This window comes from Stenotrophomonas sp. YJH_SMC_20 (genome assembly GCF_059367845.1).
In genome coordinates this window covers 25,182-49,151 of sequence record NZ_JCAFRG010000001.1, presented here as the reverse complement: position 1 = coordinate 49,151, position 23,970 = coordinate 25,182, and the positions used below count along the sequence as shown (strand labels likewise).

The 23,970-nt window shown below is 66.5% G+C and carries 18 protein-coding genes and 1 pseudogene; 9 read left to right on the top strand and 10 right to left on the bottom strand.

The window, feature by feature from the left end:
- Positions 1–45 precede the first annotated feature (45 nt).
- The 4 genes from AC5P6A_RS00235 to aptA all read right to left on the bottom strand — a co-directional run bounded on the left by AC5P6A_RS00235 (position 46) and on the right by aptA (position 6,220).
- Positions 46–2,244: a TonB-dependent siderophore receptor gene (locus tag AC5P6A_RS00235; protein ID WP_346474587.1), complete on the bottom strand. Its 2,199-nt coding sequence runs from the start codon at positions 2,242–2,244 to the stop codon at positions 46–48.
- A gap of 271 nt (positions 2,245–2,515) precedes the next feature.
- Positions 2,516–3,802: a DUF445 family protein gene (locus tag AC5P6A_RS00230; protein WP_171952246.1), complete on the bottom strand. Its 1,287-nt coding sequence runs from the start codon at positions 3,800–3,802 to the stop codon at positions 2,516–2,518.
- 123 nt (positions 3,803–3,925) lie between these two features.
- The gene (locus AC5P6A_RS00225; RefSeq protein ID WP_019659062.1) at positions 3,926–4,804 is read right to left on the bottom strand and encodes a hypothetical protein; all 879 of its coding nucleotides are present in this window, start codon (positions 4,802–4,804) and stop codon (positions 3,926–3,928) included.
- 63 nt (positions 4,805–4,867) lie between these two features.
- A complete protein-coding gene (aptA, locus tag AC5P6A_RS00220) occupies positions 4,868–6,220 on the bottom strand; it encodes an omega-aminotransferase AptA (protein WP_180877518.1) in 1,353 nt (450 codons plus the stop codon).
- A 103-nt stretch (positions 6,221–6,323) separates the two neighbouring features.
- Between aptA and AC5P6A_RS00215 the strand changes: the two genes are divergently transcribed.
- The gene (locus AC5P6A_RS00215) at positions 6,324–7,820 is read left to right on the top strand and encodes an aldehyde dehydrogenase family protein (protein WP_180877519.1); all 1,497 of its coding nucleotides are present in this window, start codon (positions 6,324–6,326) and stop codon (positions 7,818–7,820) included.
- A 170-nt stretch (positions 7,821–7,990) separates the two neighbouring features.
- On the opposite strand, the pseudogene AC5P6A_RS00210 reads toward AC5P6A_RS00215, so the two are convergent.
- Positions 7,991–8,631: pseudogene (locus AC5P6A_RS00210) on the bottom strand (hypothetical protein).
- A 156-nt stretch (positions 8,632–8,787) separates the two neighbouring features.
- On the opposite strand from AC5P6A_RS00210, the gene AC5P6A_RS00205 reads away from it, so the two are divergent.
- Positions 8,788–10,080 carry an MFS transporter gene (locus tag AC5P6A_RS00205; RefSeq protein ID WP_180832791.1) on the top strand — a complete coding sequence of 431 codons (1,293 nt, stop codon included), beginning with the start codon at positions 8,788–8,790 and terminating at the stop codon, positions 10,078–10,080.
- Here AC5P6A_RS00205 and AC5P6A_RS00200 read toward each other — a convergent pair.
- Complete coding sequence (locus tag AC5P6A_RS00200) at positions 10,061–10,522, bottom strand: bacteriohemerythrin (protein ID WP_019659057.1); 462 nt, start codon at positions 10,520–10,522, stop codon at positions 10,061–10,063. The two genes, AC5P6A_RS00205 and AC5P6A_RS00200, sit on opposite strands and share 20 nt — an antisense overlap.
- 86 nt (positions 10,523–10,608) lie before the next feature.
- Complete coding sequence (locus tag AC5P6A_RS00195) at positions 10,609–11,952, bottom strand: diguanylate cyclase (protein WP_026346917.1); 1,344 nt, start codon at positions 11,950–11,952, stop codon at positions 10,609–10,611.
- A 201-nt stretch (positions 11,953–12,153) separates the two neighbouring features.
- On the opposite strand from AC5P6A_RS00195, the gene AC5P6A_RS00190 reads away from it, so the two are divergent.
- Positions 12,154–12,540 carry a hypothetical protein gene (locus tag AC5P6A_RS00190; RefSeq protein ID WP_478428019.1) on the top strand — a complete coding sequence of 129 codons (387 nt, stop codon included), beginning with the start codon at positions 12,154–12,156 and terminating at the stop codon, positions 12,538–12,540.
- Between the two features lie 111 nt (positions 12,541–12,651).
- On the opposite strand, the gene AC5P6A_RS00185 is transcribed toward AC5P6A_RS00190, so the two are convergent.
- Complete coding sequence (locus tag AC5P6A_RS00185) at positions 12,652–14,262, bottom strand: MASE1 domain-containing protein (protein WP_495222194.1); 1,611 nt, start codon at positions 14,260–14,262, stop codon at positions 12,652–12,654.
- Between the two features lie 213 nt (positions 14,263–14,475).
- Complete coding sequence (locus AC5P6A_RS00180) at positions 14,476–15,753, bottom strand: NAD(P)/FAD-dependent oxidoreductase (RefSeq protein ID WP_495222193.1); 1,278 nt, start codon at positions 15,751–15,753, stop codon at positions 14,476–14,478.
- A gap of 161 nt (positions 15,754–15,914) precedes the next feature.
- Here AC5P6A_RS00180 and AC5P6A_RS00175 point away from each other — a divergent pair, with 161 nt between their 5' ends.
- From AC5P6A_RS00175 to AC5P6A_RS00165, 3 genes are all read left to right on the top strand, one after another.
- Positions 15,915–16,676: a gamma-glutamyl-gamma-aminobutyrate hydrolase family protein gene (locus tag AC5P6A_RS00175; protein WP_180832775.1), complete on the top strand. Its 762-nt coding sequence runs from the start codon at positions 15,915–15,917 to the stop codon at positions 16,674–16,676.
- Positions 16,673–18,070, top strand: coding sequence for a glutamine synthetase family protein (locus AC5P6A_RS00170; protein WP_019659051.1), 1,398 nt, complete (start codon positions 16,673–16,675; stop codon positions 18,068–18,070). The genes AC5P6A_RS00175 and AC5P6A_RS00170 overlap by 4 nt, the downstream gene beginning before the upstream one ends.
- Before the next feature lie 91 nt (positions 18,071–18,161).
- Complete coding sequence (locus AC5P6A_RS00165) at positions 18,162–19,271, top strand: polyamine ABC transporter substrate-binding protein (RefSeq protein WP_227843960.1); 1,110 nt, start codon at positions 18,162–18,164, stop codon at positions 19,269–19,271.
- 38 nt (positions 19,272–19,309) lie between these two features.
- Here the strand turns inward: AC5P6A_RS00165 and AC5P6A_RS00160 are convergent, their stop codons facing one another.
- On the bottom strand, positions 19,310–20,692 hold the full coding sequence (locus AC5P6A_RS00160; protein ID WP_346714701.1) for a flavin-containing monooxygenase: 1,383 nt from the start codon (positions 20,690–20,692) through the stop codon (positions 19,310–19,312).
- A gap of 291 nt (positions 20,693–20,983) precedes the next feature.
- Here AC5P6A_RS00160 and AC5P6A_RS00155 point away from each other — a divergent pair, with 291 nt between their 5' ends.
- The 3 genes from AC5P6A_RS00155 to AC5P6A_RS00145 are packed head-to-tail and all read left to right on the top strand — an operon-like array spanning position 20,984 to position 23,888.
- Positions 20,984–22,120, top strand: coding sequence for an ABC transporter ATP-binding protein (locus AC5P6A_RS00155; RefSeq protein ID WP_227843959.1), 1,137 nt, complete (start codon positions 20,984–20,986; stop codon positions 22,118–22,120).
- Positions 22,117–23,049 carry an ABC transporter permease subunit gene (locus AC5P6A_RS00150; RefSeq protein ID WP_111097890.1) on the top strand — a complete coding sequence of 311 codons (933 nt, stop codon included), beginning with the start codon at positions 22,117–22,119 and terminating at the stop codon, positions 23,047–23,049. Before AC5P6A_RS00155 ends, AC5P6A_RS00150 begins: the two co-directional genes overlap by 4 nt.
- The gene (locus AC5P6A_RS00145; protein ID WP_021203562.1) at positions 23,046–23,888 is read left to right on the top strand and encodes an ABC transporter permease subunit; all 843 of its coding nucleotides are present in this window, start codon (positions 23,046–23,048) and stop codon (positions 23,886–23,888) included. The genes AC5P6A_RS00150 and AC5P6A_RS00145 overlap by 4 nt, the downstream gene beginning before the upstream one ends.
- Positions 23,889–23,970 lie beyond the last annotated feature (82 nt).

Genomic DNA, 23,970 nt, shown 5'->3' with positions numbered 1-23,970 from the left:
TCCCTGGCCTGGCACCGGTCGCAGAACCGGTGCCATCCATCAGGATCAGAGCTTCCAGCGCAGCGTCACGGTGACATTGCGTGGTTCGCCCCAGTACACGCCGTTGTAGAAACCGACGTTGTTGAAATACTTCTTGTCCAGCAGGTTGTTGATGTTCAGCTGGGCGCTGAAGTTCTCGTTGAAGCGGTAGCCGCCGGCGAGGTTGACCAGGTAGAACGCGTCCTGGGTGATCCTGGCCCTGCTGCGGTCGGGTTTGGTGCTGGTGTTCCAGATGCTGCTCTGCCAGGTCACGCCACCACCCAGCCAGAAGCGGCCGTCGATACCGCCAGGGCGCCAGCTGGTGTTGAGCCGGAAGGTATCCTGCGGGGCGGTGGTCCGCTGCAGCACGCCGTCCTTGTTGCGGATGACGGTGTGGGCGAAACCGGCCGAGACGTTCCACTGCTCGCCGATGCTGCCCTGGGTTTCGATCTCCCAGCCCTTGACCTTGTTGCCCTTGCCGGTGGAGCGGTAGGCCTGGCTGCCGTCGGGCAGCGAGTTCACCGGCACCGAATCATCGATCTCGGCGACGTTGTCCTGCTTGCCCTCGAACACGGCGGCCGAGGCATTGAGCAGGCCGCCGAAGAACTCGGCCTTGACGCCTGCTTCGTACATGTTGCCGACCACCGGCTCCAGGTAGTTGCCATTGCGGTCGCGGTAGTTCTGCGGCTTGAAGATGTCGGTGTAGCTGACATAGCCGCTGAAGATCGAATTGAAGTCGAAGACCAGGCCGGCATACGGGGTGAGCATGTCGTCCGGCCTGTAGCCGGTGCGGGTGGTGCGATTGCGGTTGCCATTGGCATCGTAGCCATAGGCCCAGCTGCGGGTTTCCCAGCTGCCGTAGCGCGCGCCTGCCACCGCCAGCAGCGGGTCGGCCAGGCGCAGCCGCGCGGCAACGTAGGCTGCGCGCTGGCGCAGTTCATTCTGCGAAGACAGCCTGCCCAGGCGGGTCACCGGCAGCACCGGCACATTGCCGGTCCAGTGGCGCCAGTCCGGCACCACGGCATAGGCATCGTCGTAGTCGAAGTCCATGCCTTCCGACTCGCCCTTGCGCACCGACTGGCCCAGGCCGAACACCAGTTCGTGCTCGCGACCGAACAGCTGGAACGGGCCGCCGACGTTGACGTCGAACACGTCCATCGTGCTGTGCTCGTTGAAGTGAGAGATGTAGGCGGTGACGCCGGTTCCATCGGCACGCGGATTGCCGGCGGCGCCGTACCAGACGCTGCCATCGGTATCACGCACGGCGTGGCTGATATTGCCCTTCACCGACCAGCCGTTGCCGAGCTGCTGCTCCAGCCGCGCGAAGCTGGTCTTCTCCACGATCGGCCAGGCGCTCCACGACGCCGACAGGTTGGTCGAGCGAGGCAGGTTGGCTGGCGTGCCATCGGCGCCCCAGTACGGCACCACGCCCCAGGTCACGCCGGTGGTACGCGGCGACTGGTATTCGTAGCCCACTTCGAACAGCGTGCTGTCGCTCAGGTCGGCCTGCACGATGCCGTAGAACACATCCTTGTCGAGCGAATAGACATCACGGAATGAATCGCTCTGCTGCTTGGCCGCGACCACGCGCGCACGGATGCGGCCGTCCCAGGCAACCGGACCACCGAGATCGGCTTCCAGGCGGCGGTTGCCCCAGCGTCCCACGGTGAGGTTGGCGCCCATCTGGAAGGTGTCGGTGGGGCGCTTGCGGATCATGCTGATGGTGCCGGAGGGATCGCCGGCGCCGGTGGTCAGGCCGGTGGCGCCACGGATCACCTCGATACGCTCGTAGATCACGCTGTCGGTGTTGGTCTTGACCGAGCCACCGAACGTGTTGAGCATGCCGTCGATCTGGAAATTGTCGATGGTGTAGCCGCGCGAAACATAGTTGATGCGCTCGCTGTCGGTGACCGACACGCTGACGCCGGTCACCTGGCCCATCACGTCCGACAGCGAGAACAGGCCCATGTCGTCCAGGCGCTGGCGGGTGATCACGGTCACCGACTGTGGCGTCTCGCGCAACGACAGGTCCAGCCTGGTCGCGCTGCGCGCGTTCTTCACCGTGTAGCTGTTCGGAATCTCGCCATCGGCGGTCACCTTCACGGTGTCCAGCGTGCGCGCGGAAGATTCAGCGGTGCCGTCGGCGTGTGCCAGCGGAGCGATCATCAGTGCGGTCACGGCCAGGGCCAGCAGAGAGGGACGAGGGAGGTTGAGCGGCATTGCCATCGGTGCGATTCCATGCAGGACGAAACAGGCGATGGAATGCGCAGACGCAGCAACCGCGCGCTCCGCGCACGTCGCCCAGCGAGTCCCATCGACGGTGCGCCACCCGCGCAGTGCGGGCGACCCGGTAGTCGGGGGATGTACACGGGCGAAGGGGCGGGTGGGTGCGTGCTTCCGTGCCCCGCTTGGCTAAGCGTACAACCGATTAGCAAATGATAGGCATTCGCATTTCGTTAATCAAGCGTGACGGCACCGGCTCCCGTGCAGGGAGGCTTCAGAAGTGGAAAAGGACCGTCGTAGCGTGCAGCAGCAGGCCGATCAGCCCGCCGACCAGGGTGCCGTTGAAGCGGATGAACTGCAGGTCACGGCCCACGCTCAGTTCCAGCTGTTCGACCAGGTGCCGCTCGTCCCAGCCCTTCACGGTCTGCGCGATATGCGTGGTGACGCCCTCGCGCAGGCGCCCGGTCAGGCGCTGCGCACCTTCCATCAGATGCTGGTTCAGTGCCTCGCGCAGCGCCGGGTCGGCCTGCAGGCTGGCACCGAGCGAACCCAGGCTGCGCTGCAGGTGGCCGACCAGCGCCGAATCCTCGCGCTGCAGGTCCGCCCGCAGGCTGGCGTGGATGCGCGCCCACAGCCCCTGCACGTACTCCTGCAGGGCCGGGTGGTCGATCATTTCCTGCTTGAGCTGCTCGATGCGCTCGGCCAGCGCCGGATCCTCGCGCAGGCGCTGCACGTAGTTCTGCAACCAGGTCTCGTAGTCCTGGCGCAGCGGATGCTGCGGCTCGGCCAGCACCTGCTGCAGCTCTTCCAGCACCGCGCGGGCCAGGCGTTCGGCCAGGCTGTCGCCGATCTCGTCGATCGGCTTGACCCAGTTCACCGTGCTCGACAGCGTCGGCCATTCGCGCTGGATGTAACGCACGATCAGCTGCGAGGCGCGCTCCTTCACTTCCGGCTGCTCCAGCCAGCGTCCCAGGCGCTGCAGGCCCTCGTCCAGCACGCGCTGGTGGCGCCCATCGGCGGTCAGCAGGGCCAGCAGCTCACCGGCGGTGGCGGCGGCATTCCACTGCCGCAGCTGCTGCACCACAAAGGCGTGCAGCTGGCGGCGTACGGCGGTTTCGTCGAAGAAATCCAGTGCCTGCAGCGCCCAGCCGCGGGCCATGTCGGCCAGCATGCGCGAGCGTGCCGGGTCGGCCAGCCAGCTGCCGAGGCGGCTGGCCGGATCGAACACCTGCAGCTTGGCCAGCAGCACCCCCGGCTCCAGGAACTGGTCGCGCACGAACAGCGCAAGGCTGTCGCCGATGCGTTCCTTGCTGCGCGGGATGATCGCGGTGTGCGGGATCGGCAGGCCCATCGGCCGCCGGAACAGCGCGACCACAGCGAACCAGTCGGCCAGCGCGCCCACGGCCGCTGCTTCGCAGAAGGCCGAGACCCAGGCCCAGATGCCGCGCTCGCCCTGCCAGTGGCTGATCGCGAATCCGGCCAGCATCAACAGCAGCAGGCCCAGTGCGAGGGCTTTCAGGCGCCGCAGCTGGGCGCGGCGCGGATCGTGGGCAGGCGTCATTGCACGAGTCTAACCGCAGCCCGGTGATGCCTGCCTGTAGAGCCGAGCCCATGCTCGGCTGCCTTGCGCGCGGCAAACCGCAGCCGAGCATGGGCTCGGCTCTACATGAGAGGTTCGCGTTTTTTAAAGCGCTTCCAGCTGCTTGCGCAGCGCGGCCAACTGCGCGCGCAGGGTGTCGTTCTCGCGGGTCAACGCGACCACGCGGCGGCGCAGGGCCGGGGCATCCTCGCCCAGCTGTTCCAGCGCCAACAGCACTTCGGCATCGCGGCTGGCGATCTCGTCCTCATTTGCCTCCTCGAAATCCATCTCGGCTGCTTCCGGCTTCGGCGCGCGCGGCTTGCGCTTGGACTCGCGCACGCGCTTGGCGGCCTGCTTCAGCTCGTCCTTGCCACCGGCGGCGGCAGCGCGCTGCTCCTCTTCGGGCAGGTCGGCCACGGCCGCAGCGGCGCTGATCGAGATCACGCCGGCCTTCACCGCCTCCACCACTTCGGGTGCAGCCTGGGCATGGATGCGCTCGATCATGCCGACCTGGCTGGTACTCAGCTTGGCTTCGCGGGCCAGCTCAGCACGGCTGAGCTTCGGGGCCGGCTCCCACGGCGGGCTGTCTTCGCCGCCTTCGTCGGTGATGTCCGCGGTGCCGTCGCTCTCGCGCTGCAGCTGGGCCTGCTCGACCTGCTTGCGGGCGGCCAGGATGTCGCGCTTGCGCAGCGCCAGCACGCCGCGCTGGAAGTCGGACACGCTGCGACGGCCCAGGTGCTGCTCGATCATCCACAGGTGCACGTCTTCCATGCTCTGGAAGCGGGTGTTCTGTACTGTGTTGAAGGGCAGGCCATGCTTCTGGCAGATGCCGAAGCGGTTGTGGCCGTCGACCAGTACGTTGCCCCACAGGACCAGCGCGTCACGACAGCCCTCGGCCAGGATGCTGCGCTCCAGCGCGTCATGTTCGTCCGCAGTCAGCGGGTCGATATAGGCCTTGAGTTCTTCTTTGACGACGATATCCATGGGCACGGCAGCGAGCAGGAGCGGAACCGCCCATTGTACCCGCTCGCCGCCGCCGGCCAGGGCTCAGGCGGTGGCCCGGATCATCTCGCCCAGCGTGCCGGTGATCTGGTCGATCTGCGCCTTGTCCACGATCAGCGGGGGCGACAGCGCGATGATGTCACCGGTACAGCGCACCAGCAGCCGGCCATCGTGGAAGCAGCGCCGGAACACCTCGTAGCCGCGGCTGCCGGGCATGTCCCGGCGTGGCGCCAACTCGACCGCCCCGACCAGCCCGAAGTTGCGGATGTCGATCACGTTGGGCAGGCCCTGCAGCGCATGCAGCCGTTCCTGCCAGTATTCGCCCAGTTCGATGGCCCGCTCGAACAGGCGCTCCTCGGCGTAGACCTCCAGAGTGGCCAGCGCGGCCGCACAGGCCAGCGGGTGACCAGAGTAGGTATAGCCGTGGAACAGCTCGATGGCCTGCGGTGGCGCCTGCATCAGCGTAGCGTGCACCGCATCGCTGGCCAGCACGCCGCCCAGCGGCACCGCGCCGTTGCTGACCGCCTTGGCGAAGGTCAGCAGGTCGGGGGTGACCCCGAAGCGCTGTGCGGCGAAGGGCATGCCGACCCTGCCGAAGCCGGTGATGACCTCATCGAACACCAGCAGGATGCCGTGGTGATCGCACAGCTCGCGCAGGCGCTGCAGGTAGCCCGGCGCCGGCAGGATGACCCCGGCGGACCCAGCGATGGGCTCGACGAAGACCGCCGCGATGGTCGAGGCGTCATGCAGCGCGATCAGCCGCTCCAGGTCGTCGGCCAGTTCAGCGCCCTGGCGCGGCAGGCCCCTGCTGAATGCACTGCGCTGCAGGTCCAGGGTGTGGCGCAGGTAGTCCACGCCGCCCAGCTGCAGGCCGAACGCCCTGCGGTTGTTGGGCAAGCCGCCTAGTGCCATGCCGCCGAAGCCGACGCCGTGGTAGGCCTTCTCGCGGCTGATGAAGCGCGTGCGCTGGCCCTCGCCGCGCTGGCGGTGGTAGGCCAGCACGATCTTCATCGCGGTATCCACCGCCTCCGAGCCGGAGCTTGTGAAGAACACATGGTTCAGGGGCGTTGGTGCCAATGCGGCCAGCCGCTGCGCCAGCGCGAATGCCGGCGGCGAGCCCATCTGGAAGGCGGGCGAGTAATCCAGCGTGCGTGCCTGATCGACGATGGCCTCGACGATGCGCGGCCGCGCGTGGCCGGCGTTGCAGCACCACAGGCCGGCGGTACCGTCGAGGATCTGGCGGCCGTCGACATCCTCGTAGTGCATGCCCTCGGCACGCACCAGCACACGCGGCGCCGCCTTGTACTGGCGGTTGGAGGTGAACGGCATCCAGTACGCCTCCAGTGATTCCGGGCGCTGGGTAGCAAGGTCGTGCAGGTCGCTTCCGGGACGCTTCATGCCAGCTCCGTCGGGTCCGATGGGGGAAATGTAGCGCAGCCACGTCACGGTGAAGTCGCGGTCGCGCCGGTATAACCGGGGAAACTGTTCCGTGGAGCCCGACATGGCCGACTTTCCCCACCGCAGCCACTGGCAGGCGTTGTCGCAGCAGCTTTCGATGCCCGGCCAGGCCTTCATCGATGGCCGCTACACCGACGCCGCCAGCGGCGCCCGCTTCGACTGCATCAGCCCCATCGATGGCCGTGTGCTCGCGGCGGTCGCCGACTGCGATGCACAGGACGTGGAGCGCGCAGTGCTGGCGGCGCGGCGTGCCTTCGATGCGGGCCACTGGTCGCAGGCCAGCCCGGCGCATCGCAAGCGCGTGTTGCTGGCGCTGGCCGCGCTGGTGGAGAAGCACGCCGATGAGCTGGCGCTGCTGGAAACCCTGGATATGGGCAAGCCGGTGCGCGACGCACGCCGTATCGACCTGCCCGGCGTGGTGCGCTGCCTGGCCTGGACCGCCGAAGCGGTGGACAAGCTGTACGGGGAAATCGCGCCGACCGGCCCACACGAGCTGGGGCTGGTCACGCGCGAGCCTGCCGGCGTGGTGGCGGCGGTCGTGCCATGGAATTTCCCGTTGCTGATGGCCTGCTGGAAGATCGCGCCGGCACTGGCGATGGGCAATTCGGTGGTCCTCAAGCCGTCCGAGCGTTCGCCACTGTCGGCGTTGCGGCTGGCGGCGCTGGCGGCCGAGGCGGGCCTGCCGGACGGAGTGCTGAACGTGCTGCCCGGCCATGGTGCGCGCGTGGGCGAGCCCTTGGCGCTGCACATGGATGTGGACGTGCTGGCCTTCACCGGTTCCACCGCCACCGGTGCGAAGCTGCTGGAGTATGCAGGACGGTCCAACCTCAAGCGGGTCTGGCTGGAATGCGGTGGCAAGAGCCCCCACCTGGTGTTCGCCGACGCGCCGGACCTGGACGCAGCGGCCAAGGCCGTGGCGCAGGGCATCTTCTTCAACCAGGGCGAAGTCTGCACCGCTGGCTCGCGGCTGCTGGTGCAGCGCTCGATCCGTGAGGACTTCGTGCACCAGGTGCTTGCCTATGGCCAGCACATGCAGCCCCGCCATCCACTGGAGGCCGATGCACCGATGGGTGCGCTGGTCGACGCCGCGCACGTGGACAAGGTGCTGGCCGATATCGCCCGTGCCGAAGGCGAGGGCGCTCGTCTGCTGATGGGGGGCCATCGGGCCGAGGTGGAGTCCGGCGGCTGCTACGTGCAGCCCACGGTGTTCGACCAGGTGCGTCCGGACCACGCGTTGGCACGCGAGGAAGTGTTCGGGCCAGTGCTGGCCGTGCTTGGTTTCGACGACGAGGCCGAAGCGGTGCGCGTGGCCAATGACAGCCGCTATGGATTGGCGGCGGGCCTGTGGACGCGTGACCTGGGCCGCGCCCATCGTGTCGCACGCCAGCTGCGCGCCGGCAGCGTCTGGGTGAACGGCTGGGACGGTGGTGACATGACCGCCCCGTTCGGTGGCTACAAGCAGTCCGGCAACGGCCGGGACAAATCGCTGCATGCGTTCGACAAGTACAGCGAGATCAAGGCCACCTGGATCCAGTTGTAACGACGCGCCCGCCGAGCGCTTTTCGTAGAGCCGAGCCCACGCTCGGCTGCTGTTTGCTCTTTGTAGAGTCGAGCCATGCTCGACTGCTCTTCGCGAAATGCAGCCGAGCATGGCTCGGCTCTACAAAATGCGAAAAGCCGTCGAGCAAGCTCGACGCCACAGTAATGCGACTACCGGCAACGCGCGCTCACCTGCAGCACCGCCGCACGCAGCATGTCGCGGTCGGCTTCTTCGACGGCGTTCTGGAAATAGTCCATGTCCTGCTTGCCCAGCTCGCACGGGTCGACGATGTAGCCCGGTGGCCACAAACCCAGCAGTTGCGCGACGCCATGCACGATCTGCTCGGGGGTCATCTGCCGACGGATCGGGAAGTAGTTGCGGCGCGCCGCGAATGCCGGGTGTATCTCGCGGCGACCAATAAGACGCGGAGCGACACCCGCAGCGCTGATGCCGTCACCACCGTCGATGCTGCCCGCAGGCAGACTCAGGATCAGTGGCGCCACCGCAGCCGCGTTTTCCGCGGCAGGCTGGGCGCTGTCTGCCTGCGCAACCGGGGCAGGGCGGGCATCACCGATGCGGCCGGACGCGTCATCTGTGCGGAGGGGAAGGTCGGCTGCTTGGCTACAGGCGTCGGCAGTTCCGGTGGCAGCCAACGCAGCAAGACCCGTGGGCCGTCGTCGCTGCGCAGTTCGATCCGGCCGCTGTCCAGCAGCCACAGAGCAAGCCCGCCATGCACCAGCAGTACCACCAGCCACGCCGCCATCCGCGGCAGCTTCGGCGAATCGGACCACGACAGCGCGACTGCAGTCATCGGCAAAGCGTCCATGCAGGGACCGGTGGCGCAGCCTAGCGGGTGGCCCGAAAAATTCCGTTGGCATCGGTGTCGGCTGAAACCATCGCCCCGTGCGGCCATCGGCCCGTGGCAGAATCGGGCGATCCGCCGTTACCCGTGTTGCCGATGTCGACGATCACCGCTGCCGCACCGCCCGTGAATTCCCCCCGTCGTGTCCTGCTGGCCAGCCTGATCGGCACCACCATCGAATTCTTCGATTTCTACATCTACGCCACGGCCGCCGTGCTGGTGTTCCCGCACCTGTTCTTCCCGGACAGCAGCGAGCAGGCAGCCCTGCTGCAGTCACTGGCAACGTTCGCGGTCGCGTTCATCGCGCGCCCGGTGGGCTCGGCAGTGTTCGGCCACTTCGGTGACCGTATCGGCCGCAAGGCCACGCTGGTGGCCGCGCTGCTGACCATGGGCTTGTCCACGGTGCTGATCGGCCTGTTGCCCACCCATGCACAGATTGGCCTGTGGGCCCCCGCGTTGCTGGCGCTGTGCCGCTTCGGCCAGGGCCTGGGGCTGGGTGGCGAGTGGGGCGGGGCGGTGCTGCTGGCCACTGAGAACGCTCCGCCGGGCAAGCGCGCCTGGTACGGCATGTTCCCGCAGCTGGGCGCGCCACTCGGCTTCCTGTTGTCGGCCGGCATCTTCCTGGTGTTGGGCCGTTGCCTGAGCCAGGGTGACTTCCTGCAGTGGGGCTGGCGCATTCCGTTCGTGGCCAGCGCGCTGCTGGTCGGCCTTGGCCTGTGGGTGCGCCTGAACATCCACGAGACCCCCGATTTCAGGCAGGCGCTGGAGCGCAAAGCACCGGTGCGGCTGCCGATGTGGACGGTGCTGCGTGACCACCCGGTGCCGATGCTGCTGGGTACCCTGGGCGCGTTCGCCACCTTCGTGCTGTTCTACCTGATGACCGTGTTCAGCCTCGGCCATGGCACGGCGGTGCTGGGTTACAGCCGCGAGCAGTTCCTGCTGATGCAGATGGCCGGCATGCTGTTCTTCGCGCTGGGCATCCCGCTGTCGGCGCGCTATGGCGACCGCTGGGGGACGCGCCGCACCATGATCGTCGCCAGCGTGCTGATTGTCGGCTTCGGCGTGCTGTTCGCACCGCTGTTCCAGCCGCACAGCCCATGGCTGGTCACTGCGTTCCTGTGCCTGGGATTGTTCCTGATGGGGCTGACCTACGGCCCCTGTGGCACCTTCCTGGCCGAAATCTACCCGGTGGAAGTGCGCTACACCGGCGCCTCGCTATCATTCAACCTGGCCGGCATTCTGGGTGCGGCGCCGGCGCCGTACCTGGCCACCTGGCTGGCGGAACGCTTCGGCCTGGTCGCGGTCGGCTACTACCTGTGCCTGACTGCGGTAGCTACCCTGTGCGCGCTGGTAGCACTGCACCGGCGCGCCCTGCGGCTCAACCAAAGAAGCGCTTGAGCGTGCGCCCCAGCCAGCCGCCGCCCTGGTGTTCGCGGGCGAACTGGTTCAGGTGCGCCTTGACCTGTTCGGCATAGGCCTGGTCATCACCACGGATATGGTTGAACAGCCAGCGCGAGAGCATGGTCCGTAGTTCGTCGCTGATGTCCTCGCCGGCCTGGAAGCGCATGCGGTATTCCGATACCCGCTTGATGAAGACCTCGTGCACGCGCTTGTGCGCGGCACAGAACGGATAGCCCGCCTCTTCCATCAGCTCTTCCTCGAACGCGAAGTGCGACAGGGTGTAGTCCACCACTTCGTCGATCACTTCACCCACCGCCGCACGCTGCATGCTGGCCTGTGCCACGTGCAGGTGGTTGAGCATCTCGATGATGCGGCGGTGTTGTTGGTCGATCACATCGATGCCGATGTTCAGATCGTCCTGCCAGACCAGTAGTGCCATCCCCCGGCTCCCCTTCATGCGTATGTCGGGGCCGACTGTAGAACTGCCGCGCGGGTGCGGCGTTGATCTGGATCAAGGCGGGCCGGTCAAGGCAGGGCAGGCTCGCGGGGGCGCAGCGGGCTGGCCACCGTGGTGCAGCTGACCCGGTTGCGGCCACCGGCCTTGGCCAGGTACAGCTGGCGGTCGGCCTCGGAGATCAGCCGGTGCAGCGCATCGCGCTGCGGGCGCAGGCAGCACAGGCCGATGCTCACGGTCATGCGCAGGGTAGCGCTGCCGATGTCCACTTCCAGCGCAGCGATGCGCTGGCGCAGTTCCTCGAAGTACAGCAGCGCCTCGTCCTGTTCCATGTCCGGCACCAGCAGGCAGAACTCCTCGCCACCGAAGCGTGCGATCAGGTCCTGGCTGCGTGCATGTGCGGCCACCGCGCCGGCCACCGAGCGCAGCGCATCATCGCCGGCCTCGTGGCCGTGGGTGTCGTTGATGTGCTTGAAGTGGTCGATGTCGATCATCGCCACCGCCACGCACTGGCCATGCAGCTGCAGCTGTGGCAGCTGGCGCTGGCTCTGTTCCAGGAAGAAGCGTCGGTTGGGCAGCCCGGTGAGGAAGTCGCGGGTGGCCAGATCCTGCAGAGTGCCGATCAGCTCCAGCTGGTCCACGTTCTGCGAGACGCGGCAGAAAAACTCCTCGCGCGAGAACGGCTTGCGCAGGAAGTCGTTCGCACCGTTCTTAAGGAAGCGTGGGATCAGCGAGGCATCGGTATTGCCGGAGATGCCGATCACCGCCACCTTGTCGCGCGAGCGCAGGGTACGCAGGCGGCGGGTGAACTCCACGCCCTGCATGCCGGGCATTTCCTGATCGACCACCGCCAGGCGGATTGCCGGATGCGCCTCGATGGCAGCCAGGCCCTCGTTGCCGTCGGCGGCTTCATGCACCTCATGGCCGTACATGCGCAGCAGGGCCGCAGCGTAGCCACGCGCAGACGGCGAATCGTCCACCACCAGCGCGGCGATGCGGCGGTTGCGTTCCAGCCGCTGCACCAGCCACACCAGGTAATCGATGCTGCCGGGGGTGTTCTTCAGCACGTAATCGATGATCTGCTGCTGCAGCACGCGCTTGCGCAGGTCCTCGTCGTACACGCCGCTGACCACCACCGTTGGCAGGTCGCGCTTCAGGAAGAACTCGACCACCGCATCACGGTCGCCGTCGGCCAGCACCAGCCCGGTCAGCACCAGGAACCAGCCGGCACCTTCGCTGAGCAGGCGATCGGCCTCGGCGAGGGTGGAAGCGATCACCACCGGCAGTTCCAGGCGCTGTTCGATGGCTTCGCGCAGCATGCCGGTGAACGCACGGGAATTTTCGACCAGCAGGATCCGCTGTGGCAGGGGATCGGCCAGGTCGCCATCGACGGCGGCCTGCGGCAGGACGGGCATGATGCGGTGGCTCACAAAGGAGGGCTCGGCACGGATAGCGGCGGTTTCGGGTGTAACTTTAGGACGAAAACGTCCGTGCTCGTCGTTTGGCCCATTGCTCAGATGGGAAGCGGTTAGTATCAGCTGGAGGTTCTCGATTTCAACTTCGACCTGGAGGTCACTGTGCGATTTTCATGTTTTGGTGCGGCTACTGGATTTCTGATGATTGCCGCTGCCCCGGCAATCGCGGGCGGTCCCTCGGATTTTCATGGAAAGCCATTGGCTACGGCTGGGTTGGGGCAGGCCAGTCCGGCTGCGGTCAATCTCAGCCAGGACCCCAGCTGGCAGCTGTATGGATTCCAGCGTGATGGCATTACCTATTTGCAGGTGAACGACCTCCTCGGAAACGTGCAGCTGATTATCGGCAACGCAGGGGGGACCTACTGGGTGCTGCCGGCAGGTAACAATGCGACCAAGGTTTCGCTGCCTCAGCAGAAGATCCAGATACCGGCAGGCGCCAACCGCTCGCAGATCTACAGCGGCAGCGATTTTTCGCTGGTGCGTTATCGTAGTGGCGGCGAGGTCATCTGGTCGGTTGAAACACCGTAAAGACGTAGAAGTGCGCAGCGGTGTCGGGATATCCTGCGCCGCTGCGCTTGCCGCGATGAACGCGGCAGAGGGCGATTATTGTAGGGCCGGCCCTCTGGCGGACACCGGCAATCAGATCTGGGTCTGCGAGCTTCCCTGCCCGGAGGTGGTCACGTGATCCATAGCGTTGAACGATGCAATGCCGATGGCGGCGGAGTCACCCGTCTCCACCATCGCCATCCGTATCCGATTCCGATGGCACTGCACTGTTCCGCCATAGGCAATCGTGCGGCCAGCCAAGCGCTCGACCGTGGCGGTGACGGTTGACGGTGACAGGCTGCGGTATGAATCCAGCAGTGCGACCGTCATCAGGATGCCGCGGCGTCCTCCTCTCCTGCCGCAACGCACGCGGATGCTGATCTGACCGGATTCCCTGTTGATCAACAGCGAAACGGCATCGGTGAGGGCGCGATAGGCGGCCAGCTGCAGGCCGACACTGAGCTGACAGGGATCGCCGAGCAATCGAGGGCGCATCACGCGATGGCTCAGGTCCCAGGTTTCGCGTACGCCGCCGGCCTGCAGGGCGACGTAGAGCCCAAGATGTTCCAGTGCTGCGGGATAGACCATGCTGGTTTGTTCGCGGAACTGTCGCGAATGGACCGAAGCCATATGCAGGAGACTGTTCGCTATCGTGGGATGGCCATGCGCATTGAGCCAATTCACCACCTCGCTGAGCGAGGTGTCGATGCCGTCCCCCAGCTTCCTCAGGTGTCGCGCGCGCTCACGGAGATCAAGCTCGCTTGCCACCAGTGAATTGCGCGCGTGCTTGAGCGCATCCCTTTCACCCACTTCGCCCAATCGCGAACGGTGGTAGTAGTGGGTGATGCGCGACCCTAACACCAGCAGTGCAGCGCCGGTGACCGCCATGATCTGCTGGGTCGCGAACGCAGCTGGATCGAACGCACCCGTGTAGGGGCTTGGGGTGGTCAGACCAATGATCAGGTTGAGCGACGGTACTCCGATCGCCGCACCTCGCCAGCCATACAGACAGGTGAGCACGACGACCGGCAGCGCCATCAGCAGCTGCATCGATGTCTTGGCGTTGGCTTCGTCCAAGGGCAGCTGTGCGGCATACAGGCCAATTATGGCCATCAGCGTCAGGGCAGCGAGTGCAGGCGGGGCGAAACCTGATGTCCAACGGGCGTTGCCGGTCCGGCGTGTCCACAGCAACGCAAGCGGTGCAAGGGTCAGTATGCCGATGAAGTCGCCAACGACCAGGCGCGCGATGCTCGCAAGCACCGGCATCTCCGGTGGTGTCGGCCACAGGAGATGTGCCAACATCAGATTGAGCGCCGTGACCACCAGTGCCGAAGCCGCCGCGACTGAAATCAGCCATGCATTCTTCGTGGTCACCATCATTTTCCGGTGCAGATGCACGATCAGCATCACTGCAGGCATCAGCAGTGCCGAACCAAGCACTATCCAGGCCAGTCCATACTTCTCGATCATTGGCACGCGCATCTGCGCAAAGTAGGCGTATTCGCCCAGCAGCAGGTACGGCCACCATCGAGGCGGGAACAACAGCACCGCAGCCACGCGGACGCCGGCGGGCAGGTAGAACTGGTCGAGCGACAACTGGCGAGACGCCCAGCATGCGATGGCGTACAACAGCGCAAGGACCAGCCCCGCCGGGCGGATACGCAACTTCAACTGCAGGCCTTCATTCCACCAGTTCAATCGCACATCTCCCTCTAGTACGTTCCCTGTCAGCATCCATTCGCCGCGGGACCCGGTTCTGAGGGACGGTATCGGCATGAAATAGATAATGCAATTGCCGATGCGATCTGCCGATCAAATGAGAATTCCGTCACGCCCTTCTGGATGAGTGCTCTTCACATGCTGTGGAGGTCCGGGAATTGCCAGTTCTTCGGAATCTCTCCGTGTCAGCTCACTGTTTCACCACAACGCATCCCGCAGCTTGTACCACGACATCGCCGCCACCAGCAGTGGCGTGCGCAGCAGCCGGCCGCCAGGGAAGGGGGCATGCCGCAGGCGCTGGAACACGTCCAAGCGCTCACTCTGGCCTGCAATGGCGGCGGCGATCACCTCGCCGGCCAGCCCGGCGGCGGCCACCCCATGGCCGGAGAACCCCTGCGCGAAGTACAGATTGCCGTCCAGCCGGCCCCAATGCGGGGCGCGGTTGCGGGTAATGTCCACATAACCGCCCCAGACCTGCTCCAGTGGCACGTCGGCCAGCTGCGGGAACACCTGGTGCATGCGCCGCTGCATCACCCCGCGCAGGCCGGGTGGCGGTAGTGCTGAATAGCTGGCACGGCCACCAAACAGCAGGCGATGGTCGTGGCTGAGACGGAAGTAATCCAGCGCCCAGGCGGTGTCGGCCACGGCCATGTTGTTGCCGATCAGGGCACGGGCGCGTTCGGCACCCAGCGGCGCGCTGGCCCCGATATAGGTGCCGACGGGCATGATCCGCCGTTCCAGCTCGGGCAGCAGGCCCTGCAACCAGGCGTTGCCGGCCACCACCAGATGCGCAGCGCGCACGCTTCCCTGCGCGGTATGCAGGGTGGGCTGCGGTCCGCGCTGCACGCGGGTCACTGCGGAGTTCTCATGGATCACCGCGCCGGCCGCACGCGCCGCATCGGCCAGTCCGCGGGCATAGGCCAGGGGCTGCAGATGCGCGCTGAGCGGATCGAACATCGCGGCGCGGTAGCGTGGGCTGTCCAGCTGTGCGCGCAGGGCATCACGGTCCCACCACTGCATGGGGTAGTCGTAGTGGCGTTGCAGATGCTCGCAGTTGGCCTGCAGGTCGCGCTCATGGCGTTCGCGGATGGCGACGCTGGCGTGGCCTTCCACCCAATGACAGTCAATGCCGTGCCGATCGATGCGTGCGCGCATCGCCTGCACCGCGTCGCGTGACCAGTCGAACAGGTGGCGCGCATCATCACGACCGAGCTGACGCTCCAGTTCGTCCACCTCGCAGCCATAGCCGACCAGCGCCTGGCCACCGTTGCGACCGGACGCGCCCCAGCCGATCCGCTGCGCCTCCAGCACCACCACGCGCTGGCCGCGCGTAGCCAGTTCCAGGGCTGCGGTCAGGCCGGTATAGCCGGCGCCCAGCACCGCGACATCGGCCTGCACATCCCCCCGCAACGAGGGCAGGGCGGGCGGTTCGGGCAGGCTGGCGGCATACCAGCTGGGCGGGAAGGCGGCGCTCACCGCAGGCCTCGCGGGCGCAGTGCGGGAGGGGGGAGCGGGGGAGGACGATCAGCATTCACCCGCGTAGTTTCGCCGATGCGTGACAGCCATGGTGTGACGGCGACGACTTGCCGCCTTCGCCGGGCGACGGGTAACGTGTCGGCACGTCAAGGAGTTTTTCCATGCGCCGCCTGCCCTGGGTGGGCCTGCCCACCGACAGTACCGTGCTCGGCCATCACCGCTTCGCGGTGGCCGGCGAGAAGTACGTGCGCGCGCTGGCCGAGGCCGCCGAAGTGACCCCGGTGGTACTGCCGAGCCTGCAGCCTGCTTTGCCGGCTGGCGACTGGCTGCAGGGGCTCGATGGCCTGCTGCTGACCGGTGCGGTCAGCAACATCGAACCGCAGCACTACGAGGGCGGCCGCAGCTGGCCGGGCAATCCGCATGACCCGGCGCGTGATGCCAATGCCTTCGCACTGCTGCGCGAGGCGCTGGCGCTGGACCTGCCAGTACTGGCGATCTGCCGCGGCTTCCAGGAACTGAACGTCGCGCTGGGTGGCAGCCTGCATCCGCAGGTACACGCGGTGCCTGGCCTGGCTGACCATCGCGAAGACCCGCAGGCGCCGGTGGAGGTGCAGTACGGACCGGCCCACGCGGTTACCCTGGTTGCCGATGGCTGGCTGGCGCAGTGGCACGGCAGCGACCGGGCGCAGGTCAATTCGGTGCACGGGCAGGGCATTGCCCGCCTCGCGCAGGGCCTGCAGGTCGAGGCCGTGGCCGACGACGGGCTGGTCGAAGCGGCACGCAGCCTGCACCATCGTTTCGTGCTCGGCGTACAGTGGCACCCGGAGTGGCGTGTCATGCAGGCGCCGTTCTATCACGCTATTTTCCGTGCGTTCGGCCAGGCTTGCCGGCAGCACCAACAGAACCGACTGGATTCCCGATGAGTTCCCGAACGCGCCCGCGCAAGACGGCCACGCCCCCCGCACCGCAGGAAAGCACGCTGCTGCGCTGGCTGAAGGAGCGGCGCATCACCGAGGTGGAATGCCTGGTGCCGGACATCACCGGCAACGCGCGCGGCAAGATCATTCCCGCCGACAAGTTCTCGCACGACTACGGTACGCGGCTGCCCGAAGGCATCTTCGCCACCACCGTCACCGGCGAGTTCCCTGATGACTACTACGAGCTGACCTCGCCGTCGGACTCGGACATGATGCTGCGCCCCGATCCGGACACGGTGCGCATGGTGCCGTGGGCGGCCGACGCCACCGCGCAGGTCATCCACGATTGCTACACCAAGAGCGGTGAGCCGCACGAACTGGCGCCGCGCAACGTGCTGCGCCGCGTGCTGGCAGCCTACGCCGAGCTGGGCCTGCGCCCGGTGGTGGCGCCGGAGCTTGAGTTCTTCCTGGTGCAGAAGAACACCGACCCGGACTTCCCGCTGCTGCCACCGGCCGGCCGCTCCGGGCGCCCGGAGACCGCGCGGCAGTCGTACTCGATCGACGCGGTCAACGAATTCGACCCGATCCTCGACCTGATGTACGACTACGCCGATGCGATGAAGCTGGACGTGGACACGCTGATCCACGAATCGGGCGCGGCGCAGCTGGAGGTCAACTTCACCCATGCCGATGCGATGGACCTGGCCGACCAGGTATTCCTGTTCAAGCGCACCATGCGCGAGGCGGCGATGCGCCACGGCGTGTATGCCACCTTCCTGGCCAAGCCGATGGAGAACGAGCCGGGCAGTGCCATGCACATCCACCAGAGCCTGGTGCGGATGAGTGACGGCAGCAACGTTTTTGCCGGTGATTCCGATGCCGAGGGCGAGTTCAGCCCAGTGTTCGGCCATTACCTGGGTGGCCTGCAGAAGTACGCGCCGCAGGCGATGGCGTTCTTCGCGCCGAACGTGAACTCCTACCGCCGCCTGGTGTTCGGCGAGGTCTCGCCGAGCAACGTGCACTGGGGCTTCGACAACCGTACCTGCGGGCTGCGCGTGCCGCTGGATACGCCGGAAAACATGCGCGTGGAGAGCCGTTTCGCCGGCTCCGACGCCAACCCGTACCTGGCAATGGCGGCGACCCTGGCCTGCGGCCTGCTCGGCATCCGCGAGCGGCTGGCGCCGGACGCGCCGGTGACCGGCAGCGCGAAGGAACTGGGCTACAACCTGCCGCGCTCGCTGGGCGAGGCGCTGGACGGGCTGGAGCAGTGCAGCGAGCTCCAGGCCCTGCTGGGCGAGCGTTTCTGCCGCGCCTACATCTCGGTCAAGCGCAAGGAATACGAGACCTTTTTCCGCGTCATCAGCTCGTGGGAGCGCGAGTTCCTGCTGCTGAACGTCTGAGCATCTGGAATAGAAAAATCCGCCGCCGGGGGGTAGGCTGGCACCCGTCGCCGGCCCCGCCGGCCCCCCTTCCCGCATTCTGGAGCACCCGATGAAGCTGCGTATCCTCACGCTCGGCCTGGCCTCCGCCATGCTTGCCGCCTGTGGCGGTGGCAACGGCGGCGCGCAGGACAGCCAGGTCCTGAACGTCTACAACTACAGCGATTACATCGCCGAGGACACCATTCCGACCTTCGAGAAGGAGAGCGGGATCAAGGTGACCTACGATGTGTTCGACAGCGATGAGATGGTCGAGACCAAGCTGCTGGCCGGCAACAGCGGCTACGACGTGGTGGTGCCGACCCTGAACTTCTTCGGCCGCCAGATCCAGGCCGGCGTGTTCCTGCCGCTGGACAAGAGCAAGATCCCGAACCTGGCCAACCTCGATCCGGCGGTGATGAGGCGCATCGCCACCCAGGATCCGGGCAACCAGTACGGCGTGCCGTACATGATCGGCACCACCGGCATCGGCTACAACGTGGACATGCTGAAGCAGCGCTTCGGCGGCAGCACCGACATCGCCAACAGCTGGGACCTGGTGTTCAAGCCGGAGAACATCAGCAAGATGAAGGACTGCGGCGTGACCATCCTGGACACGCCGGCCGACATGATCCCGATCGCGCTGCATTACCTGGGCCTGGACCCGCACAGCGGCGACCCGGCCGAACTGCAGAAGGCGGCCGACCTGCTGAAGTCGATCCGCCCGTACGTTCAGAATTTCCACTCCTCGCAGTACGTGGGTTCGCTGGCCAACGGCGGTACCTGCCTGGTGGTCGGCTGGTCCGGTGACATCATCCAGGCCCGCGACCGCGCCGAGGAAGCCAGCAATGGCGTGCACGTGGCTTATTCGATCCCGAAGGAAGGTGCGCCGCAGTGGTTCGACATGCTGGCGATCCCGAAGGACGCCAAGCACCCGGAAGCGGCTTACAGGTTCATCAACTACCTGCTGGAACCGAAGGTCGCTGCGGCCAACACCAACTTCATCCACTACGCCAACCCGATCCCGACCGCAACGCCGCTGGTGGACGAGGCGATCCGCACCGACCCGACCATCTATCCGCCGGCGGATGTTGCCGAGAAGATGTTCACCTACTCGATCAACACGCCGGAGACCGACAAGCTCTACACCCGGCTGTGGACCGAGGTGAAGACCGGCCGCTGAGCCGGTCTGGCGCCGTCGGGCCTTGCCCGGCGGCTCCCTTAACCTGCGCCGAAGCCGGTACTCCCGCTTCGGCCAAGGTGCTGCAGGATGGCCGGCAGCAGGTCGCGTGCGTCGCGGCCGCCGTTGCACAGGAACGACGAACTCATCCGCTGCAGGTTGTGCATGCCGATGAAGAACAGCCCCGGCTGCGGGGAAACACCGAAGTCGCCAAGCGGATAGCCGTGTGCATCCAGCACGCCCTGCATGTCGAGCCAGGGCCATTCGGCGACGAAGCCGGTGGCCAGTACCACCGCGCGGATCCCCGCAGCCTTCAGGTCCAGCTTGCATGGGGACGGTTCCGGCTCCCAGTGCAGGTAGACCTCTTCGGGAATGTAGCGGGCATCGTCGGTGCGCGGTTCGGGCCGCGTGGCGTAGTACGCGCTGGCCAGCGAATCGAGATAGGCATATTCGGCCCGCGTCGCCTCGATCGCGGTATGCAGCTGCGGGCGGACATCGGCGAAGCGGGCGGTGTTTCCGCTGAATTCCTGCAACCGGCCCAGCAACCTGATGCCTGCGCGGTGCATCGCCAACAGGCTGATCGAACTGCCCAGGCCGGCGCTTCCCTTGCCGGATATCAGCGGGAACTCCGCAGTGCGGGCCTTGCGCAGCGCGTCCGGCCCACCCGCCAGTACTCCCGCCGATTGGCTTACGTGTTGATGGATGCGCCCGGCCATGTCCCACCAGGTCATCGAGTCCTTGCCGCGCAGCCGACGGGTGTGCGAATGACGATCGGCCAATGACCAGTACACGCTGCGACCACCGTCGCGCAGGTCCTGGGCGATCTGCGCGCCGGACTGACCGCCGCCGATGACCAGCACCGCGCCCTCGGGTAGCTGGCCGGGACTTCGGTAGTCGCTGGAGTGCAGCACGGTGAGGCCTGGTGCGGGCGCGAAGGGGGCCCGGGGCAACCGCGCCCGGCGGTATTCACCGGTGGCGACCACCACCGCCTGGGCATGGATCAGCCCCCGGCTGCTGTCGATGGCATAACCACCGGACTCGGGCCCGACCCGATGGACCACGCACCCCTCGCTGATCGGCAATGCGCGCTCGTCGGCATAGTCGCGCAGCCGTCGGATCACTTCCGGGGCCCCCATGAACCCTTCCGGGTCATCCCCGGCATAGGCATGACCATGCAGGGCCATGGTCGCGTTGGCGGTGTTGGTCTGGAACGAATCCCAGCGTCGCCGCCAGCTGGCACCCACGGTTTCGGCCTCCAGCACGCGATGCTCGACGCCGGCCTCCTGCAGGAGCGCGCTGAGCGACAACCCGGCCTGGCCGGCGCCGATGATGACCAGCGGCAGCCGTGCAGGCAGGCAGCCTGGCAGGCGGGGCGGGAAAGGGGAGGGGCTGTCCGGGGAAATCACCAGGGTCGGTCCATGCAAGGCCTAGATCCGGGGCATTGCGCGGGGAATGCCCCGGGCTTTCAATGGATCCCGCTCTGAAAAATGTTGCAGATCGGGCCGCCGCCCGTGGTGTCTGGCCGGGACGGCCGTCCGGGCGTCGAGGAGAGCCCGGGCCTCCCGGCGCACAGGCCACCATGGCGGGGGAAAACCGACACACCTCGGGAGGCCTGGGCGCGCCAGCGGCCGCTTCCACCCACTGCCGTCATATCCCCTTCGGCCCCCGGCCGTTAGAATGGCCGCCGCTGTCCACCGCCCGCTCCCGGAGCCCCCATGCCCGTTGAAGCCCAGCCGGTAGGCGCCGTCGTCGACACGACCGGTGCGCCCGGCTATCTCTCCATTCGTGATCTGCGCAAGGAATTCGACGGATTCGTCGCCGTCGACGACGTCAACCTGGACGTGCGCAAGGGCGAGATCTTTGCCCTGCTCGGTGGCTCCGGCAGTGGTAAATCGACCCTGCTGCGCTGTCTGGGCGGCTTCGAGACGCCCACCAAGGGCAGCATCACCGTCGATGGCCAGCGCCTGGACGCGCTGCCGCCGTACCAGCGGCCGGTCAACATGATGTTCCAGTCCTATGCCCTGTTCCCGCACATGACGGTCGAGCAGAACATCGCCTTCGGCCTGAAGCAGGATGGCCTGGGCAAGGACGCGATCAGCAAGCGCGTCGGCGAGATGCTCGACCTGGTGCAGATGGGCCACCTGGGCAAGCGCAAGCCGCACCAGCTGTCCGGTGGCCAGCAGCAGCGCGTGGCGCTGGCGCGGTCGCTGGCCAAGGGGCCGAAGCTGCTGCTGCTGGACGAGCCGATGGGCGCGCTGGACAAGAAGCTGCGCTCGCAGATGCAGCTGGAACTGGTCAGCATCATCGAGTCGTCGGGCGTGACCTGCGTGATGGTCACCCACGACCAGGAAGAAGCGATGACCATGGCCACCCGCATCGCGGTGATGGATGCCGGCTGGATCCAGCAGGTCGGCAAGCCGGACGAGGTCTACGAGCAGCCGGCCAACCGCTTCGTCGCCGAGTTCATCGGTTCGGTCAACCTGTTTGACGGGGTGATCGACGAGGACCTGCCCGAGTACGTGACCGTGCGCTCGCCGCTGTTCCCGGCGCCGATCTACATTGCCCATGGCATCACCTGCTATGAAGGGCAGCCGGTCGCGTTCGCGCTGCGCCCGGAGAAGGTGATGATCGGCAAGGACGAGCCGGAAGGGCACACCAACAAGGCGCAGGGCGTGATCGAGGACATCGCCTACTTCGGCAGCCACTCGGTCTATCACGTGCGCCTGCCCAGCGGCGCCAAGGTGCTGGCCAACTTCGCCAACTCGCAGCGCTGGGCCAGTGATGGCTTCACCTGGGGCGACGAGGTGTGGGTGCACTGGCGCGACAACGACGGCGTGGTGCTCACCTCATGAGCGTCGCCGGCCTGAAGCGCTGGCTGCCGGGGCTGCGTGCCACGGTGATCGGCATTCCGTACCTGTGGCTGCTGCTGTTCTTCGCAGTGCCGTTCCTGATCGTGCTGATGATCAGCTTCTCGCTCAGCCGGGTCGGCTCGCCGCCGTATACCTGGCTGCTGCAGTACGCCGACGGCGGTTTCTCGCTGAAGCTGAACCTGGAAAACTACCTGGCGCTGTTCCGCGATTCGATCTATGCCCAGGCGTTCCTGAGCTCGATCAGGATCGCGGCGATCTCCACCTTCTTCACCCTGCTGATCGGCTATCCGATGGCCTATGCCATCGCGCGCCTGTCGCCGGCCGCTCGCAACGTGGCGATGATGCTGGTGGTGCTGCCGTCGTGGACCTCGTTCCTGATCCGCGTGTATGCGTGGAAGGCGATCCTGGACCGCAACGGCCTGCTTGACCAGTTCCTGCAGTTCACCGGCCTGCAGGCGCTGATGACGTCGATGGGCCTGCCGAAACTGCAGTTGATCGATACGCCGACCGCCGCCTACATCGGCATCGTCTACTGCTACCTGCCGTTCATGGTGCTGCCGCTGTACGCCAATCTGGTCAAGCATGACCACCGCCTGCTGGAAGCGGCCTACGACCTCGGTGCCAAGCCGTGGCAGGCGTTCCTGCGCATCACCCTGCCGTTGTCGAAGGCGGGCATCATCGCCGGCTGCATGCTGGTGATGATCCCGGCGGTGGGTGAATTCGTGATCCCGGAAATGCTCGGTGGTTCGGAGACACTGATGGTCGGCCGCCAGCTGTGGAACGAGTTCTTCAACAACCGCAACTGGCCGGGCGCGTCGGCGATGGCGGTGGCGATGATCCTGTTGCTGCTGGTGCCGATCCTGCTGTTCAACCGTTCCCAGCAGCGCCTGCTGGAAGGGAAGCAGGCATGAGCCCGCGTACCGCCAAGGGCCTGGGGCTGGGCGTGCTGCTGCTGGGCTTCGCCTTCCTGTACCTGCCGATTCTGCTGTTGATGTTCTATTCGTTCAACAGCTCGCGGCTGGCGATGGTCTGGGCCGGGTTCTCCACCCGCGCCTACAGCGACCTGTTTGCCGACCGCGCGCTGATGGAGGCGATGTGGACCAGCCTGGTGGTGGCGTTCTGGACTGCGTGTACCGCTACTGTGCTGGGTACGCTGGCGGCGATGGTGATGACCCGTTTCAAGCGCTTCCGCGGCAAGCCACTGTTCGGGGCGCTGGTCACCGCGCCGCTGGTGATGCCGGACGTGATCCTGGGCTTCTCGCTGATGGCGCTGCTGGCATCGATGGGCGCGATTCCCGGCTTCCCGGCGCGTGGCCTGGCCACCATCTGGATCGCGCACGTGACCTTCACCCTCTGCTTCGTCACCGTGGTGGTGTCCTCGCGCCTGCAGGAAATGGACCTGTCGCTGGAAGAAGCGGCGATGGACCTGGGCGCCAGCCGGTTGACCGTGTTCACCCGCATCACCCTGCCGATCATCGCGCCGGCGCTGGTGGCGGGTTGGCTGCTGGCGTTCACCCTGTCGCTGGATGACGTGGTGGTGGCCAGCTTCGTCGCCACGCCGGGCTCGACCACGCTGCCGATGAAGGTGTTCGCGTCGGTGCGCATGGGCATCAGCCCGAAGATCAATGCACTGGCCACGCTGCTGGTGTCGGCGGTATCGATCGCCGCGGTGATCGGCTGGTACATCAATGCCCGCGCCGAGAAGCGGCGCCAGCGCGACCTGCAGCTGGCGCGGCAGGACAACGGCTGAGTACACGATCCGTCCACTGTGCCGGCAACACCCGGCTCACGGCCGGCGGCGCACAATGGGGGTCTTCCAGATGGAGATCCCC

Coding starts and splice junctions, on each gene's coding strand:
- AC5P6A_RS00235 (WP_346474587.1), bottom strand. CDS start 2,244: ATGGCAATGCCGCTCAACCTCCCTCGTCCCTCTCTGCTGGCCCTGGCC.
- AC5P6A_RS00175 (WP_180832775.1), top strand. CDS start 15,915: ATGCGCCGCCTGCCCTGGGTGGGCCTGCCCACCGACAGTACCGTGCTC.
- AC5P6A_RS00155 (WP_227843959.1), top strand. CDS start 20,984: ATGCCCGTTGAAGCCCAGCCGGTAGGCGCCGTCGTCGACACGACCGGT.
- AC5P6A_RS00190 (WP_478428019.1), top strand. CDS start 12,154: ATGATTGCCGCTGCCCCGGCAATCGCGGGCGGTCCCTCGGATTTTCAT.
- AC5P6A_RS00165 (WP_227843960.1), top strand. CDS start 18,162: ATGAAGCTGCGTATCCTCACGCTCGGCCTGGCCTCCGCCATGCTTGCC.
- AC5P6A_RS00230 (WP_171952246.1), bottom strand. CDS start 3,802: ATGACGCCTGCCCACGATCCGCGCCGCGCCCAGCTGCGGCGCCTGAAA.
- aptA (WP_180877518.1), bottom strand. CDS start 6,220: ATGAAGCGTCCCGGAAGCGACCTGCACGACCTTGCTACCCAGCGCCCG.
- AC5P6A_RS00145 (WP_021203562.1), top strand. CDS start 23,046: ATGAGCCCGCGTACCGCCAAGGGCCTGGGGCTGGGCGTGCTGCTGCTG.
- AC5P6A_RS00150 (WP_111097890.1), top strand. CDS start 22,117: ATGAGCGTCGCCGGCCTGAAGCGCTGGCTGCCGGGGCTGCGTGCCACG.
- AC5P6A_RS00215 (WP_180877519.1), top strand. CDS start 6,324: ATGGCCGACTTTCCCCACCGCAGCCACTGGCAGGCGTTGTCGCAGCAG.
- AC5P6A_RS00200 (WP_019659057.1), bottom strand. CDS start 10,522: ATGGCACTACTGGTCTGGCAGGACGATCTGAACATCGGCATCGATGTG.
- AC5P6A_RS00170 (WP_019659051.1), top strand. CDS start 16,673: ATGAGTTCCCGAACGCGCCCGCGCAAGACGGCCACGCCCCCCGCACCG.
- AC5P6A_RS00225 (WP_019659062.1), bottom strand. CDS start 4,804: ATGGATATCGTCGTCAAAGAAGAACTCAAGGCCTATATCGACCCGCTG.
- AC5P6A_RS00195 (WP_026346917.1), bottom strand. CDS start 11,952: ATGCCCGTCCTGCCGCAGGCCGCCGTCGATGGCGACCTGGCCGATCCC.